This is a genomic window from Kosakonia sp. YIM B13571, from assembly GCF_042788095.1.
GTDB classification, from domain to species: Bacteria; Pseudomonadota; Gammaproteobacteria; order Enterobacterales; family Enterobacteriaceae; genus Kosakonia; species Kosakonia quasisacchari.
In genome coordinates this window covers 61,473-83,330 of the sequence record NZ_JBHZPL010000016.1, presented here as the reverse complement: position 1 = coordinate 83,330, position 21,858 = coordinate 61,473, and the positions used below count along the sequence as shown (strand labels likewise).

At 54.8% G+C, this 21,858-nt stretch carries 14 protein-coding genes; 1 reads left to right on the top strand and 13 read right to left on the bottom strand.

Annotated elements, in window-relative coordinates; genetic code table 11:
• Positions 1 to 154 precede the first annotated feature (154 nt).
• Positions 155 to 1,408, bottom strand: a complete 1,254-nt coding sequence (gene amiC, locus ACFX4O_RS23075; RefSeq protein WP_380211483.1) for an N-acetylmuramoyl-L-alanine amidase AmiC — start codon at positions 1,406 to 1,408, stop codon at positions 155 to 157.
• A gap of 226 nt (positions 1,409 to 1,634) precedes the next feature.
• Here amiC and argA point away from each other — a divergent pair, with 226 nt between their 5' ends.
• Positions 1,635 to 2,966: an amino-acid N-acetyltransferase gene (argA, locus tag ACFX4O_RS23070; RefSeq protein WP_131408331.1), complete on the top strand. Its 1,332-nt coding sequence runs from the start codon at positions 1,635 to 1,637 to the stop codon at positions 2,964 to 2,966.
• 30 nt (positions 2,967 to 2,996) lie between these two features.
• Here the strand turns inward: argA and recD are convergent, their stop codons facing one another.
• From recD to rppH, 12 genes are all read right to left on the bottom strand, one after another.
• Positions 2,997 to 4,832: an exodeoxyribonuclease V subunit alpha gene (gene recD, locus ACFX4O_RS23065; protein WP_380211482.1), complete on the bottom strand. Its 1,836-nt coding sequence runs from the start codon at positions 4,830 to 4,832 to the stop codon at positions 2,997 to 2,999.
• Positions 4,829 to 8,377 carry an exodeoxyribonuclease V subunit beta gene (gene recB / locus ACFX4O_RS23060; RefSeq protein WP_380211480.1) on the bottom strand — a complete coding sequence of 1,183 codons (3,549 nt, stop codon included), beginning with the start codon at positions 8,375 to 8,377 and terminating at the stop codon, positions 4,829 to 4,831. The genes recD and recB overlap by 4 nt, the downstream gene beginning before the upstream one ends.
• Entirely contained in the window at positions 8,358 to 11,258 is a 2,901-nt protein-coding gene (ptrA, locus tag ACFX4O_RS23055; protein ID WP_380211479.1) for a pitrilysin, read from the bottom strand. The genes recB and ptrA overlap by 20 nt, the downstream gene beginning before the upstream one ends.
• Before the next feature lie 153 nt (positions 11,259 to 11,411).
• A complete protein-coding gene (gene recC / locus ACFX4O_RS23050) occupies positions 11,412 to 14,783 on the bottom strand; it encodes an exodeoxyribonuclease V subunit gamma (protein WP_380211477.1) in 3,372 nt (1,123 codons plus the stop codon).
• Between the two features lie 12 nt (positions 14,784 to 14,795).
• Complete coding sequence (locus ACFX4O_RS23045) at positions 14,796 to 15,119, bottom strand: prepilin-type N-terminal cleavage/methylation domain-containing protein (RefSeq protein ID WP_380211475.1); 324 nt, start codon at positions 15,117 to 15,119, stop codon at positions 14,796 to 14,798.
• Positions 15,104 to 15,511: a DUF2509 family protein gene (locus tag ACFX4O_RS23040; protein ID WP_380211473.1), complete on the bottom strand. Its 408-nt coding sequence runs from the start codon at positions 15,509 to 15,511 to the stop codon at positions 15,104 to 15,106. Before ACFX4O_RS23040 ends, ACFX4O_RS23045 begins: the two co-directional genes overlap by 16 nt.
• Positions 15,508 to 16,071 carry a prepilin peptidase-dependent protein gene (locus ACFX4O_RS23035; RefSeq protein ID WP_380211471.1) on the bottom strand — a complete coding sequence of 188 codons (564 nt, stop codon included), beginning with the start codon at positions 16,069 to 16,071 and terminating at the stop codon, positions 15,508 to 15,510. Before ACFX4O_RS23035 ends, ACFX4O_RS23040 begins: the two co-directional genes overlap by 4 nt.
• The gene (locus ACFX4O_RS23030; protein ID WP_380211469.1) at positions 16,065 to 16,526 is read right to left on the bottom strand and encodes a prepilin peptidase-dependent protein; all 462 of its coding nucleotides are present in this window, start codon (positions 16,524 to 16,526) and stop codon (positions 16,065 to 16,067) included. The genes ACFX4O_RS23035 and ACFX4O_RS23030 overlap by 7 nt, the downstream gene beginning before the upstream one ends.
• A gap of 184 nt (positions 16,527 to 16,710) precedes the next feature.
• Complete coding sequence (gene thyA, locus ACFX4O_RS23025) at positions 16,711 to 17,505, bottom strand: thymidylate synthase (RefSeq protein WP_131408349.1); 795 nt, start codon at positions 17,503 to 17,505, stop codon at positions 16,711 to 16,713.
• A gap of 6 nt (positions 17,506 to 17,511) precedes the next feature.
• Positions 17,512 to 18,387, bottom strand: a complete 876-nt coding sequence (lgt, locus tag ACFX4O_RS23020) for a prolipoprotein diacylglyceryl transferase (RefSeq protein WP_380211467.1) — start codon at positions 18,385 to 18,387, stop codon at positions 17,512 to 17,514.
• A 155-nt stretch (positions 18,388 to 18,542) separates the two neighbouring features.
• Complete coding sequence (ptsP, locus tag ACFX4O_RS23015) at positions 18,543 to 20,789, bottom strand: phosphoenolpyruvate--protein phosphotransferase (protein ID WP_131408353.1); 2,247 nt, start codon at positions 20,787 to 20,789, stop codon at positions 18,543 to 18,545.
• 12 nt (positions 20,790 to 20,801) lie between these two features.
• On the bottom strand, positions 20,802 to 21,332 hold the full coding sequence (gene rppH, locus ACFX4O_RS23010) for an RNA pyrophosphohydrolase (RefSeq protein ID WP_017457684.1): 531 nt from the start codon (positions 21,330 to 21,332) through the stop codon (positions 20,802 to 20,804).
• Between the last annotated feature and the right edge of the window lie 526 nt (positions 21,333 to 21,858).

The following is a 21,858-nucleotide window of genomic DNA, read 5'->3' as shown; positions in this document are numbered from 1 at the left end:
GCGGGGTGGAGCAGCCTGGTAGCTCGTCGGGCTCATAACCCGAAGGTCGTCGGTTCAAATCCGGCCCCCGCAACCAACACAATAAACACCTTAACGGGTGTTTTTTTGTTTCTGCGGTTCGCAAAAGAAAATGGCGCTTCTCAGCGCCATTCTGTTATCCCCTTCTCGCCAGCGTCGCGCCATCCGCGAAGTAGGCTTTAATCCCTGCCAGAATCGACTCTGCCACTTCCTGCTGGAATTTCGCCGTCTTCAGCTTACGCTCCTCTTCCACGTTGCTGATAAACGCGGTTTCCACCAGAATCGACGGAATATCCGGCGCTTTCAGCACCGCGAAGCCGGCCTGCTCAACCTGATTTTTATGCAAATTATTGATATTCCCGAGCCTGTTAAGCACCGCTTTGCCAAACTTCAGGCTGTCATTAATCGTTAACGACTGCACCATATCGAACATGGTGTGATCCAGATAACGATCGCCGCTCTTGCTCACCCCACCGATTAAGTCAGACGCGTTCTGCGTTTCCGCCAGATATTTCGCTGCGGTACTGGTCGCCCCTTTGGTCGACAACGCAAAGACGGAAGAACCGCTTGGCTGGCGGCTGCTGAAAGCATCAGCGTGAATCGACACAAACAGGTCAGCGCGCTGTTTTTGCGCCTTGGCAACGCGCACTTTCAACGGAATAAATACATCCTCGTTGCGCGTCATATAGGATTTCATATTGCTCTCTTTCTCGATCAGCGCATGCAGCCGACGCGCGATTTGCAGCACCACATCTTTTTCTCGGGTACGATATTTCCCCATCGCCCCCGGATCTTCACCGCCGTGGCCAGGATCGAGCATGATCACGATTGGCCTGTCACGTCCGGCTTTCCCCGGCTTCGGGCCACTCTCTGCGGGCGGCACCTGCTGCTCAAGATCGCCTTTGTTGTACTCTTCAAGCAGCGCCAGCAGCGGGTCCTGCACATCTTTCGCATTCGCCGGGTAGAGATCCATCACCAGTCGCTCTTTAAAACCGGCCACCGGTGCCAGCGCAAACAGCTGCGGCTTCACGTCCTGCTTAAGCTCAAACACCATGCGCACCGTCTGTGGATCGAACTGCCCCACTCGCGCGGATTTGATATAAGGATCGTCGCCACGGATTTGTGCGCCCATGCCTTTTAACACGGAGTTAAGATGCACACCTTCGAGATCCACCACCAGCCGGTCGGGGTTACTCAACGCGAACTGCTTATATTTGACGACATGGTTCGATTCCACCGTCACGCGCGTATAGCTTGACGCTGGCCAGACGCGAACCGCCACCACCTGGCTGACTGCAGCCAAACCAATTTGGCTCACGCTTAATAACCACATGGCCCCCGCACCTTTTAAAAATCGGCGGCGGCTCAGCGCTGATTGACTTCCTGACATGCTTCTCCCGAGCAATTTTTAAATACGTAATAATATTCGTCAAAATTGACCGAAAACTTTAACGAATGATGCATAAACTGTCATCTATTAAAGGGTAAACATATGTCTGCCCGCGGGCTGCGACGAGGAACATTTGTTACGAGACACCAAAATTTGCACTTGCACGCGACGGCAGAAAAGAATAAAAATACACAATTTACGAATAATCATGCATTGAGGACAGGCCGTGGTAAAAGAGCGTAGAACCGAACTGGTGCAGGGATTTCGCCACTCCGTTCCCTATATTAATGCCCACCGTGGCAAGACGTTTGTCATTATGCTCGGCGGTGAAGCCATTGAGCATGAGAACTTTTCCAGTATTGTCAATGACATCGGCCTACTGCATAGCCTCGGTATCCGGCTGGTAGTGGTCTACGGCGCGCGTCCGCAGATAGACGCCAATCTCGCCGAACACAACCACGAGCCGATTTACCACAAACATACCCGCGTTACCGACGCTAAAACGCTCGAACTGGTTAAGCAAGCCGCCGGGTTGTTGCAACTGGACATCACCGCACGTCTGTCGATGAGCCTCAACAATACCCCATTGCAAGGCGCGCATATTAATGTTGTTAGCGGCAATTTCATTATCTCTCAGCCGTTGGGCGTGGATGATGGTGTCGATTACTGCCACAGCGGCCGTATTCGTCGTATTGATGAAGAAGCGATTCACCGCCAACTCGCCAGCGGCGCGATTGTGCTGATGGGGCCGGTCGCGGTTTCGGTCACTGGCGAAAGTTTTAACCTGACCTCGGAAGAGATCGCCACTCAGCTTGCTATCAAACTGAAAGCAGAAAAGATGATCGGCTTTTGTTCATCACAAGGTGTGATGAACGATGAGGGCGATATTGTTTCTGAGCTGTTCCCGAATGAAGCGCAGGCGCGCGTCGAGACGCTGGAAGCGCGTGGCGATTACCACTCCGGCACCGTGCGTTTCCTGCGTGGCGCGGTCAAAGCTTGCCGCAGCGGTGTGCGCCGCAGCCATTTAATCAGCTACCAGGAAGATGGTGCGCTGTTGCAGGAACTCTTCTCGCGCGACGGGATCGGTACGCAAATTGTGATGGAGAGCGCCGAGCAGATCCGCCGCGCCACCATCAATGATATCGGCGGGATCCTGGAGCTTATCCGCCCGCTGGAACAGCAAGGGATCCTGGTGCGCCGCTCGCGCGAACAGCTTGAGATGGAGATCGACAAGTTCACGATTATCGAGCGCGATAACCTGACCATCGCCTGTGCGGCGCTTTATCCTTTCCCGGAAGAGAAAATCGGTGAAATGGCCTGCGTAGCGGTTCATCCTGATTACCGCAGTTCATCGCGCGGGGAAGTGCTGCTGGAGCGCATTGCGGCACAGGCAAGACAGATTGGTCTGAGCAAACTGTTTGTGCTGACCACCCGCAGCATTCACTGGTTCCAGGAGCGCGGTTTCACGCCTGTAGATATTGATTCTTTGCCGGAAACCAAAAAAGAGATGTACAACTACCAGCGCCGGTCAAAAGTGCTGATGGCCGATCTCACCTGAACTTTCGCCCCCGCCTTCTGCGGGGGCTTTTTACATCCGCGAACGAAAGAGTGAATCCAGCCCGCTGCGCCGTTCAGTACGCGTTGCAATCGCCTGCCCCAGCACGCGTTCGTCGGCATACACCGACAAGCGATTACGGGCGCGGGTAATCGCGGTGTAAACCAGTTCACGCGTCACCACAGGCGCAATCTGTCCCGGCAGGATCAGCGCGGCATGATCAAACTCCGAACCCTGCGATTTATGTACTGTCATCGCCCACGCGGTATCATGCTCCGGCAAGCGGCTTGGCAACACCGGTTTGATCTCGCCGTCCGGCATCGGGAACCAGACGCGGATCCCCTGCCCTTGATCCAGCGCGATACCGATATCGCCATTAAACAGCCCCAGTGCCGAGTCGTTACGCGAAATCATCACCGGTCGCCCGTGATACCAGCGCGAATGTGCAAGGCGGGTAATGTGGTGCTGACGTACCAGCGCCAGTTCCAGCCGCTCATTCAGCCCGCCGACACCAAACGGCCCTTCACGCAAGGCGCAGAGCAACTGGTATTCACCAAAGGCGGCAATCACAGCTTTCGGTTCGGCATGGCTTCGCACCAATGAGAGAAAGCGCGCATAACCCGCAAGCGCATCGTCAATCATGTCCTGGTACTCTTCCGCGCAGTGCAAAGGTTTACGCTCAATATCCGTAAAGCCCTGGCTGAATACTGCTTGCATGGCGCGTTTATCGCCCCGATTGACAGCGGCGGCGAGTTGACCAATCCCAGAATCACTGCCAAAGCGGTAGCTTTTTTGCAGCAAACAGAGGCTGTCACGCAAGCTGCCCGCGTCGGCGATACCTTCGGGAACCGTTGCGCCGGTCAGACGCGACAATTGCGCCGCGCGTTCAGCGCTATACCCGGCATTGACCCACGCGCAGATATCACCCAGCACCGCGCCCGCCTCCACCGAGGCCAGTTGATCGCGATCCCCGAGGAAAATGACCCGGGCCCGCGACGGCAGCGCATCGATTAATCGCGACATCATGGGTAAATCGATCATTGAGGCTTCGTCGACGACCAGCACATCCAGATGCAACGGATTGCCGGCGTGGTGACGCATTCGCTGGCTGCCCGGCTGCGCGCCAAGCAACCGGTGCAGCGTACTGGCTTCATCCGGCAACATCGCTTTTTGTCGTGCATCCAGTTGCAACTGGCGTAGCGCACTGCCCAGCGATTCGGTCAGGCGCGCAGCGGCTTTCCCGGTTGGCGCAGCAAGGCAGATACGGCACTTGTCGCCGTCCACCATCTGTACCAGCGCCGCAAGCAGTTTTGCCACGGTCGTGGTTTTTCCGGTTCCTGGTCCACCGGAAATCACCGAAATCCGCCGGGTGAGCGCCACGGCGGCGGCCACTTTTTGCCAGTTGATTTCCGTTCCCGACGAGGATGGAAATAGCGTCTCCAGCGTCTGCGCCATTCGCGTTTCATCGACATCCTGCAGTGGCGCTTGTGCGGCAAAAAACGCGGCAACCCGCCGTTCATGACACCACATACGGTTCAGGTAAAGGCGAGAATCGGTGAGGATCATCGGCGTAGCAGCTTCACTTTCGCTCACGGCGGGCGAACTCAGCAAGACGCTATCCCAGTCATCCGGATTGCCCGCGAGCGCAAATAACTCGCTAAACAGCGGCGAGTCATTACCGTATGTCTCAAGCGTAAGACGCGCGAGCGGCAGACATACGTGCCCTTCACCGGTATCGTGGCTCAGCAACGCTGCAGCCAGCATTACGCCAGGTTCCTGCTCCGTGGCGATCGTCAGCGCAAACTGCACATCCAGCGCGCGCAGCAGCTTCTGCTCCACCGCTTCCTGTAGCAAACTTCGCATACTCATGGCGCAACCTCCGGCGCAACGCCTGCGAACAGGTCGTCCATTTGGGTAATCAATTCAACATCAGGCCGGATAGTGAAAATCCCCTGCTGCGGGTTTTGCGCTTCTACACCACGCAGGAAGAGATAAATCACGCCGCCGAAATGGTGTTCGTAGTCATACCCTGTAATGCGATGGCGCAAAAAGCGGTGCAACGCCAGGCTGTAAAGCTGGTACTGCAAGTCGTAGCGGTGCGACTGCATCGCCGCCGCCATGGCTGCTTGCGTGTAGGCTTCCGCGCTCTCGCCCAGCCAGTTGGATTTATAATCCAGCAGGTAATAACGCCCGTTGTGGCGAAACACCAGGTCGATAAACCCTTTCAACATGCCGCGCACATCGCGAAAATCGAGCGGCGGGCAGCCAGCCGATAGCGGATCATAACGCCGGATGAGTTCATCCAGCGCCTCCGCGCTTAACGTGGCGCTAATTGGCAGGTAAAACTCCATCTCCACCTGTTTCTCTTTGTTCGTCAACTGGCTAAGGGAGATGCCCGTTTGCGCCAGCGGCACATGTAACACTGTTTCCAGCCAGCGGCTTAGCACCGGCTGCCAGTGTGCTTCGTAACCGCCCGCCAGCAGTTTTTCTTCAACCCAGGCGTCGGCTACAGGCTGCGTAAAATCCAGGTCTTCAAACAAGCTATGCAAAAATGTTCCCGGTGCCGCGCCACGCGGAAACTGGTGCGGCGTTAGCACCGGCACTTGCAACGCCTCTCGCTCTCCGGCTGCGTCAATATCCAGACGCGGCAGCAGATCCTGAGCGATGCCATGAGCACGCTGTTGCAAGCCGGAATAACTGGTGACACGCCAGTCATCGCTGATGCGCCGCGTGATTTCACGCACGCTCAGCGTCGGTGATTCCGTTTGCGGCAGTTGCCAGCGCTCGTCGTCCGGCATTGAAGGGATGCCAAGGGCAATATCGTCATTGCACAGTTGCTGCAAAACATTACGCAACGCTGCGGCATCCAGCGCTTCGCCTTTTTGCAAAAGTCGCCCCAGCGCGCTCTGGTGAAAATCACTGGCTCCGGCTTTTTCGCCACGGCGACGAAACAGCGGAGCAACCCCTAAACTGCAATGCCAGACCGAGCGCGTCAATGCCACGTACAGCAAACGCAGATCTTCAGCCAGACGTTCCGCTTCCGCCAGCGCAACGCTTTCTTCGCCATGGCTGAGATCGAGCACGGCGGCAAAAGAATCGCGATCGTGGTAAAAGCCCTGATCCTGAATGCGGAAATTGGCGATAAACGGCAGCCAGACCAGCGGATACTCCAGCCCTTTCGATTTGTGGATGGTGACAATCTGCACCAGATGTTTATCGCTCTCCAGCCGCAGTTGCTCGCTCGAAGCGTTAGCGTTCGGCTCCGCGATACGCTGCGCCAGCCAGCGGGTAAGCGCGTGTTCACTTTCCAACTGCGTACCCGCCTCCTGCAACAATTCGCTGATGTGCAGGATATCCGTCAGCCGACGTTCACCGCCGGGGGTCGCCAGTAAGTTTTCCGCCACATGTCGCGCGCTCATCAGCCTGCGCAGCATCGCCATAACACCGCGTTTTTGCCACAACTCGCGATAGCCGGAAAACTCTTCAACAATCTCATCCCACGCCAGCTCATTTTGGTTGAGCTCATCAATGTCCAGCGCGGTGAGTCCCAGCAAGGATGTCGCCAGTGCACTGCGTAGCGTACTTTCGCGTTCCGGCGCAAGCACCGCCTGCAATAGCCACAGCAACTCCTGCGCTTCCGGTGTTTCAAAGACGCTGTCGCGGTTGGAAAGGTACACAGACGGAATATTCAGTAACGTCAGCGCATCGCGGATAAGCGAGGCTTCGTGGCGGCTACGCACCAGCACGGTAATATCCGACGCTTTTACTGGCCGCGCGTTTTCCCCTTCATACAGTAGCGCTTCGCCCCGCAGCCCGGCGCTCAGCCAGTCGCGGATTTGCGCTGCGCATAGCTGCGCCATAAATCCCTGATAATCCCCTACGCTTACACCGTCGCCCTCCATCAGCCACAGCTCCATCGCAGGCTGCGTTTCACCGTGATACGCAAAGCGTAAGCCTGCGTTTTTGGCGGCGGATTTTACCGGCAGGAATGGGATCTGACGAAACATAAAGGCGTCATCCATCCGGCTGAAGAGCTGGTTGACGCTGGCAATCATGCCAGGCGACGAGCGCCAGTTGGTGTCCAGCGTATAGCGGGCGCTCACTTCATCGCGCGCTTTCATATAGGTGAAAATATCCGCGCCGCGAAACGCGTAAATGGCCTGTTTTGGGTCACCAATCAGCAACAAACCGCAATCTGGCTGTTTCAACCAGATGCGGCTAAAAATACGGTACTGTTGCGGGTCGGTATCCTGAAACTCATCGATCATCGCAACCGGGAAACGGGTGCGGATTGCCGCAGCCAACGCTTCGCCGTTCGGGCTTTGCAGGGCATCATCAAGGCGGCTGAGCATATCGTCAAAGCCCAGTTCGCCGCGGCGGCGTTTCTCTTTTGCCACCGTTTCACGGATCTCACGCATCGCGCTGGTCAGTACCAGATCGTTGAGCGTCAATGACTGCGCCAGCAAGGCTTCAATGGCGACGAAAAGCGGATGTTCCGGCGCAACGCCGTCGGCTTTGGTGCGTTCAATAAGAAAGGACTGAGTGAATTTTTCCAGCGCGTCTGGCAACAGGTAGCTGCGAGTCTCTTCCTGCGCCCAGGTGGAGATTTTCTCGATCCACTTCGCCTGGTTGCCGCGGTTGAATTTGCGCCGATCAATACCGGAGTTTTCGAGCAGTGGCTCGATTTCATTGACGCAAGTGCGCCACTGACGCTTCACCTCGCCAATCTGCGCAATGATTTGCTGATGGCGAGAGGCCAGCGTTTCGTCTGCCGCTGGTGGCGTTTTAATTTGCGGCGCTTCCCCTTGCAGATAACGATCTATCGCTTTCAGCAGGTCCTGCGGCCCTTTCCACGAAGCATGGATAACCTCAGCAATTTCGCGCGTCAGCGGGTAGCAGTGGCGACGCCAGAAATCCGCACAGGCCTGGTAACGCAGCAACGACTCATCTTCCAGCAATTGCAGTTCAAATAGCATGCCGGATTCGAAGGCATTCAGGCTCAGCATGCGCTGGCAAAAACCGTGGATGGTAAAGATTGCCGCTTCGTCCATTTGCCGCTCTGCCAGCAGCAGCCACTGCGCCGCCTGTTGCTTATCAGCAATCTCGTCCAGCAGACGTGCGTACAGTGGGTTATCGGTCGTTTCGCGCAGGCAAGCAATGCGCAACTCATGGATGTTACTGCGAATGCGGCCGCGCAGTTCTTCTGTCGCGGCCTCGGTGAAAGTCACCACCAGCAGTTCTTCAACGCTGAGCGGGCGCGGGAAGGCGGCGCTACCGCCTAACCCTAATAGCAGCCGCAAATAGAGCGCGGCAATGGTAAAAGTTTTACCGGTACCCGCCGAGGCTTCAATCAGGCGCTCGCCGGTGAGCGGCAAGCGCAAGGGATCAAGGGTCTCAGCGGTCGTTTCTCTCATCTTTCTCGGTCATCTTCGGTAAGGTTTGCTGCAAAGCGCTGGTGCTATCCCAGACCTTCCAGCCCTGCGGGCGAGCATAATCGGCTTTCCCGCTCTGGCTACCGGAGATCTGCGACAGGATCGCCATACCTTGCGGCTCTACCACCGCCTGATGGAAGAAATCGGCAAGTTTTTTCGGCGTCAGCAGTTTTATCTGAGCGACTACTTTATCACGCGAATCGAAACGCATATTGCCGCGATCGAAATCTTTGCTGAGTTTGGAAGCTTCTTCACTTAACGTTTGCGGCGCTTGCGTAAGTTGCGCGATGACGCCCTGCTGAAGCTGCGCAAACTCTTCCGGCTTCATTGCCCGTAATTTCGCTTCTGCCGTGGGGAAGAAAGCCTTGTAGCGCTCCCAGAGATAGGCTGGCTGCTTGTCGTTGCTTTGCAACAAGAAACCCATGCCCCACTGGCGACCCACACTCATTGGGAAGGCGAACACGGCGTAACCCAGTTGTTCTTCCGTACGCAGTTGGTTATAGAACCACGGCTGCACGATTTGCCCTAACATGGCGCTGTATGCCGAACTGCTGAACTCATCAAAACCGGTGGGGACAAACACCGCCGCGAGTGCGGAATCCGTGCTGTTGCCCGCTTTTTCAAAGCTCGCATTCTGCTGCTTGTCCACCACGACGTTCTGATTGCGGCACCACACCGTACCGTTAGCGCCAAGCTGTTTTTGCACGTCATGAGCGAGGTCTTTCGTCTGCTGTTCGCTCAGGTTACCCACGGCCAGGAATTCCGGACGCGCATTATTTTTCAGCGCATCGCGGTAGTGCAAAATATCCTGCAAGGTAATTGACGGCAGTAACGCGCGGCGCTCTTCACGCTGGAAATAAGGCACCTGTGACAACATTTGGACAGGCATGATTGCCTGATCGAACGCTTTGCCTTTTTCGGCGGAATCCATCATCTGCGCATACCAGGATTTGGCCTGGGCAAGCTGTTCTTCCGTTGGCGTATAGCTGAAATAGCCCGCCAGCAGTGCCTGGAAAAGCTGCGGCAAACGCTGGGTATAACCGTTGGCGTTAAGCATCAAACCATTATTGGCATTGGTGGAAAAACTGATGCCACCGACCGCCGCCTGATTACTGAGCTGATCGAGCGCCAGCCCCGCCAGATAATCATTAAGGGCAAACATCACCTGACTTTTCGCGCTATCCATCGCCTGTGGGTTACGCAGTACCACGCTGACATCCGCTTTGGGCTCATTGGCGAAATATTGGCTTGGCATATACACCACGCGCAGCGTCGGCTCATCGACAATCAGTTCAGGATGTTCGTACCGCTTCGCGGGTTTTATCAGCGTGAAGTCGTCCGGAATGTAGGGGTTCAACTCCGGAAATTTCAGCGCGATACGGCTCTCGCGCGTCTGCCAGTCGGCATAGGTTTCCGGTGTGATTTTATTCACCTGGTAAGGTGCTTCAACAAAATAGGCCGTTTTATTGTGCGGTTCATTCGGGCTGATGTACCAGATACGTGCATTTTGCGGCGTCATTTCATCAAGACGCGCCTGCACCGCTTTGGCATCGAACCGATCGGCAATGTTCACCGAGTCCAGCGTATGGGCGACGGGCACGCGGATCATGGTATCCGCCAGCCACTCGACGTAATCCATATCGCGAGTAATTGAGGGATAGCGGAAATCGAGATCGAGAATATGTGCCAGCTCGTCGAAATAGCGCTTATCAACGCCTTTTTCCCGCAGCAGTTGCAGGTAGCTGAAAATGGCGGCCACGACTTCGTCACGATTGGCCTGGCCTTTATCGGTCAACGTTGCGGATATAGCCAGCACGCCGCTGTTACCATTCACCACCGGATCGGAATCACCGCGAATGCTCTCTACCAGCCCCTGGCTTTGCAGCCAGTCCGAGAGCGTACCCGGGCTGCGATTGCCAATCAAATAGGTAATAAGCTCGTCCGTTTTGCTGCGAAACGCGGCGGTATTGTTATCAATACGAAACTCCACACGGAGCACTTTACGCGGCACCGCCGGGACATAGTGGATGATGATGCCTTTCTGCGCGTCGGTCACCACGGGAACCGTGATGTCCGGCTTGTCGATATTCTTATTCGGCACACGGCCATACGTTTCGACGGCAATTTTCGCCAGATCAGCTAATGGACGGTTACTGTAGATCACCGCCTTCATCAGGTTGGCCGAATAATATTTATCGCGAAACGCCAGCAATGCGGCATGAACAGGGCTGCCGGGCTTATCACTCAGGGTTTCAAGGTTACCGCCGGAGAAGCGCGCGCCAGGGTGCGCCGGGTTGATGGTTTCCGCGCTAACCTGCGCCATACGCATACCGTCACGGGTGCGGGCCATTGTCAGCTCTGCGTTGACCGCGTTGCGCTCGCGTTCACCATATTTTTTATCCAGCATGGGAGCGGCAATGGCATCGGCTAAACGGTCAACAGCCCCTTCCAGCGCATTGTTTTCCACTTCCAGATAATAAGCGGTGCGATAAGGCGCGGTGCTGGCATTGTGGCTGCCACCATGCAGCTTAAGGAATTCGGCCAGACTATCGGGCTGCGGGTATTTTTTCGAACCCATCAGTGTCATGTGCTCAAGGTAGTGAGCAAGGCCGGGGTGCGCATCCGGATCTTCCAGCGAGCCGACCGGCACCACCAGCGCGGAGAGCGATTTTACCGCCTGCGCGTCGGACACCAGCAACACGACCATGCCGTTATCAAGGCGTATCGCCTGATATTGCCGGGTATCTTTGTCGCTTTTACGGATAGTTTCCTGAACAGGTTGCCAACCGTTGTCTGCTTGACTGAATGAAGCCCAGAGGGCAAAAAACAGGACTATAGCTTTTAACCAGGTGCTGCGGGGCATTCACGAACCTCATCATTAACTTTTCCGGCTCGCCCAAGGGTAATCGAGAAAGCCGGGTAAATCTGTGCTGGCTGAGCCAGCACTCTTGTTATATCAGTCCGTGACCGTCGCGCATGATAATGGATGCGACCATTTCGCGCAATTTTTATACAATCAATCGGACTGGTTGTGTCGATAAAGCGGTAACAGAAAACGCTGCGCTTGTTCGGTAATTTCAGCGTAATACTCAGGTTCAAGGGTTCGCCACAAGCGCTGATACCACACATCATCGCCTTCACCGCGTACCACCATGTTGCCTTCGTATGCCTGCAGGAATTTACTCTGCGCTTTTTGTAACGTCTCTTCGTCCTTTACCATGGCATCATTTGTCGCGTCATAACAGACTTTTATCCATGCGCCACCGCTTTCCGGCAACAGCAGGAGCGGTTTCACCATGCCTTCCCGATAGCCTTCAATCAGAGTTGCCAGATATTCCTGTGCCTTATCAGCAGATAGCGCGGGGAAACACCATTCGCCCTCTTTGCGGACTAACAAGCGGCTGGTGCCGGTACCGCCGCTGGCACAATAGACAAGATGTTCCAGCCAAAGTTGCACGCCTTGCGAAACGTTCAACAAAGCCGGACGCCAGCGCAATAGCCCGTCTGACTGAACACGCGGCAGCCATCCGGTGAGATGAACCCCTGCGCAATGGAGGTCAATTTCGAGGCTGTCGGAAGGCTGGCGATATTCAATGACGCGGTTAGCAAGCTCCTGCATCTCCTGACATTGGGTTTCCCAGATAATTTCACCGAACGCCCCATAAGGCAGTACGCCAGCCGCGCGGTAGCGGCGAAACAGCTTCTCTGCGTCTTGCTCTTCGACCAGCGTATTTAATATCTCCTGATTAAGCTGATAACGGCTCAGGCCATCAAGGATAAACGGCTCAGCATCCGGAATTTCACTCTCTTCCGGGCGGAAATTAACGCGCAGGCGCATCTGGAAAAAAGCGCGCACCGGATGCGCCCAAAAACGCTGAAGCTGATCAAAAGTAAGCGTTTCAAGCGACACGTCATCCAGCGTTTGAATAAACTCAGCATGTGCGTGGCCCTGTGAACTCGCGGCAGGTAGCCAGTCGCGAACATAACTTTGCCACTCATCAGCCGTATAATTTGCCGGATCAAACGGCATACGCGTATGCAGATGCGTGATATGTGCCTTTACCCGCTGCTCGCTTTCATCGCAATTAAGCAATGCATCACCCGGCAAGTAGTGGCTCTGCCCGATGTAATCCACCAGCTCCTGCACCAACACCGAGGGGAAGCGTTCTTTGTTATCCTGGATAGACCGACCGATGTAGCTGATATAGAGCTGCTGCTGTGCAGAGTTAAGCGCTTCGAGGAACAAGTAACGGTCATCATCCCGACGGCTTCGGTCGCCACGCTGCGGCTTCTGGCTCATCAGGTCAAACCCCAGCGGAGGCAGTGCGCGCGGGTAAACACCATCGTTCATACCCAGCAGACAGACCACTTTAAAAGGAATAGAGCGCATCGGCATCAGGGTGCAAATATTCACAGGTCCCGCGAGGAAACGCTGGCTTATACGTTCCTGATCAAGACGTTGAGCAAGCTCGTCACGCAGTAACGAAAGTGGGATCGCTTCGTGGTAATTCGCACCAACACCCTGCGCGATAATGTCCTGCCACTGCTGTTCAATCAGGGCTAGCGCGGCTTCTGTGTCCTGGTCTGGCAGGAAAAAGTCATTGAGCATGTCGCGGCAAACCGGGAGCCACTCTTCCAGTGGTCGTACCTCTGCCAGCCCGCGACGCCAGATATTAAGCTGCATTAACAGTTCTGCCAGGTGACCGACTAACTCCGCGATAAGCCCGCTGGATTCGTCATACGGTAAAATTGACTGCCACTCACCCTGGCGGCTTTCCATCGCATAACCGAGCAGCATTCGCGTCAGGCCAAATTGCCAGGTGTGCTGCCCGGTCGGCGGCAATTCAAGCTCTCGTACGTTGTCGTCATCCATTCCCCAGCGAATGCCGGATTCATTGACCCATAAGCGCAGGTAACGCAGCCCTTCTTCATCGATATTGAAACGCGCTGCCAGCACAGGAACATCCAACAGCGCCAGTACATCTTCACTGACAAAGCGGCTGTCAGGCAGAGAGAGCAAGCTGATAAAGGCCTGCAGCGCCGGGTGAGCCTGCCGCGCGCGGCGGTCGGAAATAGCATAGGGAAGATAACGTTCCCCGCTGGCGCTACCGAAAACCGCCTGAATATACGGGCTATAACTGTCGATATCGGCGACCATTACCACGATATCGCGAGGTGTCAGTTCAGGGTCCTCTTCCAGCATCGTTAGCAGCCGGTCATGCAGGATCTCCACTTCTCGTTGCGGGCTGTGGCAGATATGCACCGTTACGCTGCGATCGTTGGGATCAAGTAGCCGCTTTTTGTCACTGCGGGAAAACTCTTCTGCCGTTACGCCTGCAACAGCACCATTTTGCAGTTCCAGGATATCGTACTTCAGATTTTGCAGCAGCGAGCCGGGCGTAATGTCGACGAAAGCATCCAGTTCTTCATAGCGATCCATCCCCGCCAGCAGGAAAATATTGTCCCGCCCCAGTTTGCCCCACGAAGCCAGCAAAGGGTTACCAACATCCTGCTCGCCATCTGGATTGAACAGACCTTCAGCGTTTTCTGTATCACGGAACAGTGGAAACTGTCGGTTTTCCCGGTGATGCCGACGATTCCGGGTGATCAGTTTCGCCAGAAACGCCGGATCTTTAATGTCGCCCCAGTAGTAGCGACAGGGATTAGTAAACAAAAGATGGACATCGATATGTTTACCCAGCGCCTGAAGCGCTTGTAGATAGATGGGCGGCAGCGCGGAAATCCCACAAATAAAAACGCGCGAAGGCAAACCGGCGGGACGCTGCGCGGCCGATTCAAGCTTATCGATAAAACGCTTATAGAGGTTGGCGCGGTGCCAGTGTGGCTGCCCCAGTGCGGCAGTATGTTCCACCAATGCACGCCACAACGGTGCTTGCCAGCGCTGCGCTTCATCCAGCCCGTCAATCTGTTCACCCACTTCCCATCGCGTCAGCCACTCCGGGCGGTAAACCAGATATTGATCGTAGAGATCCGCCACGCGTGAAGAGAGCTGAAAGAGTTTACGCTTGTCATCGTCGTCATTCAGATAGTGTCGCAGCGTGGTGAACTCATCCTGCTCTAACATGCCGGGCAGCAGCGACATGAGCTTCCAGCTCATGCTCTGTTTGTTAAACGCACTCTCTTTCGGAATTCCGTCCAGAACGGTGACAAACATGTCCCAGATAAAGCTCGCGGGCAGCGGGAACGTAATATTGGCGGCAATACTAAACTTCTGCGCGAGAGTCATTTGCAGCCATTGCGCCATGCCGGTGCTCTGCACCAGCACAACTTCCGGCTCAAAGGGATCGTCGAGCCTGTCATGCTCAACAATAAACTCCATCAATGCTTCCAGCACATCCAGACGATTGGAGTGGTAAACCCTTAACATAAGCGCTCCTGACTACTGACTGTTCGGGCAAAATAATCGCGTCATTTGCCCCTGCCTGCCCGCTGGCGAATTAACGGTAACGTTGATGCTGACACATCCCCCAGTGGTTGTCTGCCCCCGCTGAACTTGCCAGCCTGGTGGTAACGGAGGGGCTTCTGGTTGCGCCTGTTGCCAGGCATAACGCCATAACTGTCGCCACTGGCTGGTGGATACAAACCCCGAGGCCAACGCACGATGATAACCGCCAAGCGCGGTAACGACCATCACCATTAACAGCATAGCCAGCAGAACCTCTGTAAGGCTAAAGCCTCGTTGTTTGTTTACGGCGACTGGCATAGCGCTTCCTCTTTTAGTGGGCAAAAATCACTCCAGCCATGCGGCAAAAAACGCACCCGCGCGTCTTCCACACGCCCTAGTTGCCACTGCGATGCTTCTGCGTTTGCGACAATCAGCAACGCGCTCCCATCGGCCAAAATGCGTAAACAATTTCGAACATTGGGCACAGCGCTTTGCTGGCACTGCAGAGCAGGCTGGGCTGGCCAGGTTTGATGACGCGCCCACTCCATGGACGAAGAGATCTCCGCAGCGTTGCGTATCCCTTGAGCTTCACTGTTCACACGCCAGATATGGCTGCTCAATTGCTGGTTTAAACCGTGTAACATCAGGCTGCCCAGCAGCAGTAACAGTAAGACCAACGCCAGCGATGACATACCCCGTTGCCGGTTCATAAGTTATATCCAGTCACGCTCAAATCAGCGGTAAGGGGTTGCCCGCCATAGCCCGGAACACGAGCCGAAAGTGTAATTGCGAGCTGTGGTGAAAACCCCGGTGTCTGATGCTGAGCAACATGAAAATACCCAATGCTCATCTGGGCAGGATCAGTGATTTTTTCCCAGCCACGGCCACTGCAAGATGTTGCTCCGCGCATGATTTCCAGTGCGCCACTTTGCACCCTAAAACCGGTTTGTTCCGGTTCGCTGCTTCCCGATGACTCCCAGCGTCCATTGCTGTTGGCGTCCCACTGAGCAATGACGCAATCACCACTGCTACTGATAACCAGCGGCTGGCCGCTACAGCTGCCATTGCAATACCCCGCTCGCTGGAGATGTTTTGCGATGCCGCGCAGTTGCAGCCAGAGATCGTCTTCCACCGTCTGGATACGGGTGTGCTGCGTTACCGCCATCTGTAGTGCCGGTAAAAAACGAGCGGATGCCAGTAACAGCACGCTGCCGATTGCCATTGCCAGAACGGTTTCCAACAGTGAAAACCCTTTTTGCTTGTCTAACATAGATTCTCCGCTGATGGCTGGCACATTCTGATCCTTCCCCACGCCGAAACCACCACCCGCCACTCTCCCGCACTGCTACGTATCCGAATGTTGCCAGGCCAGGCCGTATTGCGCAGGCCAAAGAACCCCAGCGAAGGCGTCACATCAACCAGCGTGACTTCAGGCCAACGAGGTTGCAGTGAGAAAGCATTCTGGACAGCACAGGTTTGCGACGGCGAATTCACCAGGCACCAGCCTTCGCCTTCACGAATGCCATACACGAGCTGTGAACGGTTGTGCCAGTTGGCATCATCACGCAGACGTTCAAGTAAATGCCGCACCTGTAATGCGGTTTGCCACAGCCGCTGCTGCGCCTGCCAACGTTGCCAACCTGAGATACCAGCACCGCTCAGGATAACAATCAGCACCATTGCGACGAGGGTTTCAATCAGGGTGAAGCCATCTTCTTTTTTCATGGCGGTAGTGTGTCGTTAGGGTGCATTCAGATCGAGGTGCAAACAAAGATGTTACGAGGCAGTACGAAGGAAATGCGTCACGTTGCAGTGAGTTGCAGGTGGGGTGGAAGCAAGGCCGAAGAAACGATTATCAGGTAAAAAAAACCGGTACGTTGCCGCACCGGTTATGACATGTTGGTAGAAATCAGATAGCGACAGGCGCTTTGATGGCCGGATGTGGATCGTAGCCTTCGATTTCGAAGTCTTCGAAACGGTAGTCAAATAGCGACTCAGGCTTACGCTTGATAACCAGTTTCGGCAGCGCACGCGGTTCACGGCTTAGTTGCAGACGGGTTTGTTCCAGGTGGTTGCTGTAAAGGTGGGTGTCGCCACCGGTCCAGACGAAATCGCCCGGTTGCAGATCGCACTGGTGAGCCATCATATGCACCAGCAAGGCATAGCTGGCGATATTGAACGGCAGACCAAGGAACACATCGCAGGAACGTTGGTAGAGCTGGCAGGAGAGCTTGCCGTCCGCCACGTAGAACTGGAAGAACGCGTGGCAAGGGGCCAGCGCCATTTTGTCCAGCTCACCGACATTCCACGCGGAAACAATAATGCGGCGTGAATCCGGGTCGTTTTTCAACTGGTTAATAACCGTCGTGATCTGGTCGATATGGCGGCCGTCCGGCGTAGGCCATGCGCGCCACTGTTTGCCGTAAACCGGGCCAAGATTGCCCTGTTCGTCGGCCCATTCGTCCCAAATGGTGACTTTGTTTTCGCGCAGATAGGCAATATTGGTGTCGCCCTGCAGGAACCACAGCAGCTCATGAATAATTGAACGCAAATGGCAGCGCTTGGTGGTCACCAGCGGGAAGCCGTCCTGCAGATTAAAACGCATCTGATGGCCAAAAATAGACAGCGTGCCTGTCCCGGTGCGGTCGTTTTTCGGGGTGCCTTCATTAAGCACCTTTTGCATCAACTCTAAATACTGTTTCATGGTTCCTCAGGAAACGTGTTGCGGCGAACGATGGCGGTACGCCCAAATCATCATGATTGCGCCTGCAACGATCATCGGAATGGAGAGGATCTGCCCCATGCTGATGTATTGCACCCACTCGCCGGTAAACTGGGCGTCGGGCTGGCGGAAGAATTCAACGATGATACGGAACGCGCCGTAGCCTATCAGGAACAAGCCGGAGACCGCGCCCGTCGGGCGAGGTTTGCGAATAAACAAGTTAAGGATGATAAACAGTACAATACCTTCCAGCGCCAGTTCATACAGCTGAGACATGTGACGCGGCAGCACACCGTAGGTGTCAAAGATCGACTGCCATTCAGGATGAGCGGGCAGCAGCGCAACATCTTCTGCGCGCGAACCAGGGAAGAGCATGGTAAATGGGAATGACGGGTCAACGCGCCCCCACAGCTCACCGTTGATAAAGTTACCCAGACGCCCTGCGCCAAGGCCAAACGGGATCAGCGGAGCTATAAAATCGGAAACCTGGAAGAAGCTGCGTTTGGTGCGTCTGGCGAAGATAACCATCACCACAATCACGCCAATCAAACCGCCGTGGAAGGACATGCCACCGTCCCACACGCGGAACAGATAAAGCGGGTCGTTCAGGAAAACCGGGAAATTATAGAACAGCACGTAGCCGAGACGGCCGCCGAGGAAAACACCGAGAAATCCTGCGTAGAGAAGGTTTTCAACTTCGTTTTTTGTCCAGCCACTGCCCGGACGATTCGCCCGGCGCGTTGCCAGCCACATCGCAAAAACGAAACCCACCAGGTACATCAATCCGTACCAGTGGAGGGAAACCGGTCCAATGGAAAAAATCACCGGATCAAAGTCCGGAAAATGCAGATAGCCACTGTTCATCTGTCACCACAACTTGTTGTTATTCCGCCGAAAGTGGACAGCGGTTCACCTACGCGACCGCAATTGTCGGTCGCTCCAAAGCTGCGAATCATAGCATAAGGCACCGCGAGCGGGTGGCGGCGAAGTTGTAAAAGTTATGTATATCCCTGAACCGGCTAAATTCCACCGCGAATCAGGCCGCCCAGCCCACGCCGCTCCATAAATGCGGCAATTTGATGACGCACTTCGGTTGCCAGTTGCGCATCCAGGGTACGTCTCGCCAGCGTTTGCGCCTCTTCACAATCAATACGCCGTAGCAAATATTTAATGCGCGCCACCGAGCGTCCGTTCATGGAGAGATGGCGGTACCCAAGGCCAATAAGCACGGCGACGCACATCGGATCCCCGGCCATTTCACCGCACAAGCGGATATCAATGCCTAACCGTTCTGCTTCATCGGCAACCATCGCCAGCGCCCGCAGCACCGCCGGGTGCAGGCTGTCGTACATATTTGCCACTCGGGTATTGTTACGATCAACGGCCAGGATGTATTGCGTCAGGTCGTTGGTGCCAATCGAGATAAAATCGACGCGATTCGCCAGGTGCGACAACATAAACACCATTGACGGCACTTCCAGCATCACTCCGATACGCGGCTTAGGAATTGCGTAACCGATCATCTCTTCCACTTCACGACCGGCGCGCTCGATTAGCCTGCGCGCTTCATCGATTTCGTCGATGCTGGTGATCATCGGCAGCAGAATGCTGAGATTCCCGGTTGCCGCATTGGCGCGCAGCATAGCGCGCACCTGCACCAGGAAGATTTCCGGCTGGTCGAGCGTGATTCGGATACCACGCCAGCCAAGGCAAGGGTTCTCCTCGCTGATAGGCATATAAGGTAATTGCTTATCAGCGCCGATATCGAGCGTACGCAGCGTCACAGGCTTATCGTTAAACATCTGCAACATGCCCTGGTATTGCGCCACCTGTTCCTCTTCCGACGGGAAGCCGCTTTGCAACATAAACGGGATTTCTGTGCGATAAAGCCCAATTCCGTCGATGCGGCTGCCCAGTTTCTCTTCATGCTCTGGGCTTAAACCTGCGTTCAGCATCACCTTTACCCGCTCGCCGCTTTTTAGCTGCGCGGCCAGGTTCACGTCGTCTTCGGCAAGGCGGCTGAGTTCATTCTCTTCGCTGATAAGGCGCTGGTATTCCTGCAACAATACCGGTTCAGGATCCACCAACAGCTCACCGCGATAACCGTCCACCACCAACATGCGACGTTGCAGCACGGCGGGCTGAATATCCGCCCCCATTACCGTCGGGATGCCAAGCGCGCGCACCATAATTGCCGCGTGCGAATTTGACGCACCGTCACGCACCACCACACCCACTAGCCTGTCGTGCGGCAGTTCTGCAAGTGTCGTGGCGGAGAGTTCCTCGGCAACGAGGATAAAGCGCTCCGGCCAACTGTTTGGCCCGGAAATGGAGTCATCGAGGTGGAATAACAAACGCTGGCCCAGCGTACGCAAATCTCCAGAGCGCTCTTTCAGGTAGCCATCATTGAGGGCAGCAAACTGTTCGGCAAAACTTTCAATTACGGTTTTTACCGCCCATTCAGCCACCACGCCCCTGTCCACTTCTTCAAACAGCTCACGGCGCAGGCGCGCATCGGAAAGCAGGTGCGAATAGAGATCGAAAATTGCCGCCGTCTCTTTTTGCGCGCCGGCGGCGAAACGTTTGCTGTAACGGCGAAATTCATTGGCGGCTTCTTCCAGAGCCGCTGTTAATCTTTCGCGCTCAAGCGAGGTATCAAGCGTCGAGGCCGGATAAACCTGTTCCATTAACGGCAGCGTTTCATCGACCCAACCTTCAGCGATAGCAACACCTGGCGCTGCCGGTAAGGCGCGAATTCGCGTCTGCCGATACTGGCCAAACAGCGCGTTTAACTGTGACTGGGAGAGGATAGCCGCCATCTGGGTAGCAAGCGTGACCAGAAAGGACTCTTCGCTTTCATCGTACTGGCGTAGCTCGCGCTGTTGCACCACCAGCACACCAAGCAACTGGCGACGCTGAATAATAGGTACGCCAAGAAAAGCGCGAAAGCGCTCTTCTTTAACAGCAGGAATGTATTTAAAACTGGGATGTTTTTGCGCATCCGCCAGGTTGATGGGTTCCGCCAGCCTGCCTACCAGACCGACAATTCCCTGATCGAATGCGAGCGCGACGGTACGACCACGCGGCTTTTTTAAACCGCGGGTCGCCATCAGGTAATAACAACGCCGGTCGTGATCTGCGAGATAGACCGAGCACACTTCGGTTTCCATCGCCAGACAAACGTCGGTAACCAATATTTCCAGCGCTTCATTAAGGCGTGGCGCGCTGGCGACTTTCTCAACTATTTCTCGCAGTCGGGTGAGCATAATGTGGGTGGCTTAACCTCGTTTACGTCGCCAGGCAGGCGCACTTTGCGGCTTCGGAGGCGTTTCCTGAAGCGACATCACCGCGCTTGCAAACTCTTTCATCACCCGTCGGTAGACATCGCGTTTAAACGACACTACCTGACGGACAGGATACCAGTAGCTCACCCAACGCCAGCCATCAAACTCGGGCGTGCTGCTGGTCTGCATGTTGATCTCACTATCGTTACCTATCAACTGCAAAAGAAACCATTTTTGTTTCTGGCCGATACAAACCGGCTTTGTGTCCCAACGCACCAAACGTTTCGGTAACTTGTAACGCAACCAGTTACGCGTAGAAGCAAGGATACGAACATCTTTACGACTTAAGCCCACTTCCTCAAACAGTTCCCGATACATTGCTTGTTCCGGGGACTCGCCAGGGTTAATTCCCCCCTGGGGGAACTGCCACGAGTGCTGTCCAAAGCGTCTGGCCCACATGACCTGACCTTGTCGATTACAGATTACGATTCCAACATTTGGGCGGTAGCCATCGTCATCAATCACCGGACTACCTCAAAAAAAGTCTGAATAAAGCGATTGTTTCACACTCCCGGAAAACGGTAAACCACTCTATGACAGGGATACGAACGAATAACATTTGAATAACTCACAGTAATTATCAAAGTTATAAACAGAAAACGATTTTGACGACGCTTTTTATTCACCTTTTCTGTGGATAGAGTTGTGAAAAAGTATGGAATTACCCAGGGAAAACCCAGAACAGTCTGAATAACCCCGTTTTGCATGAAACAAATAAAACACAGTAATTCATTAATTTAAGTAGCTTCTCAACCGTTAACAGGCCCATAATGTGACGTTCATCACCTTAAGGATCCTGGCGCTGATGAAAGATCGAACAGAGTCGAATTTATCCACAGATTATGCCAATAAGTTAGGCACATTTTGTGCAGAATTTCGATTTTCCTCGCACGTCAAGGCTGTAAATCGAAACAGTAGTGGCACTTTTTCCCAGTTATCCCACTTTTCTGTGGATAACATGGTGTAAGATCCTGTTCATTGTCAGTGACCA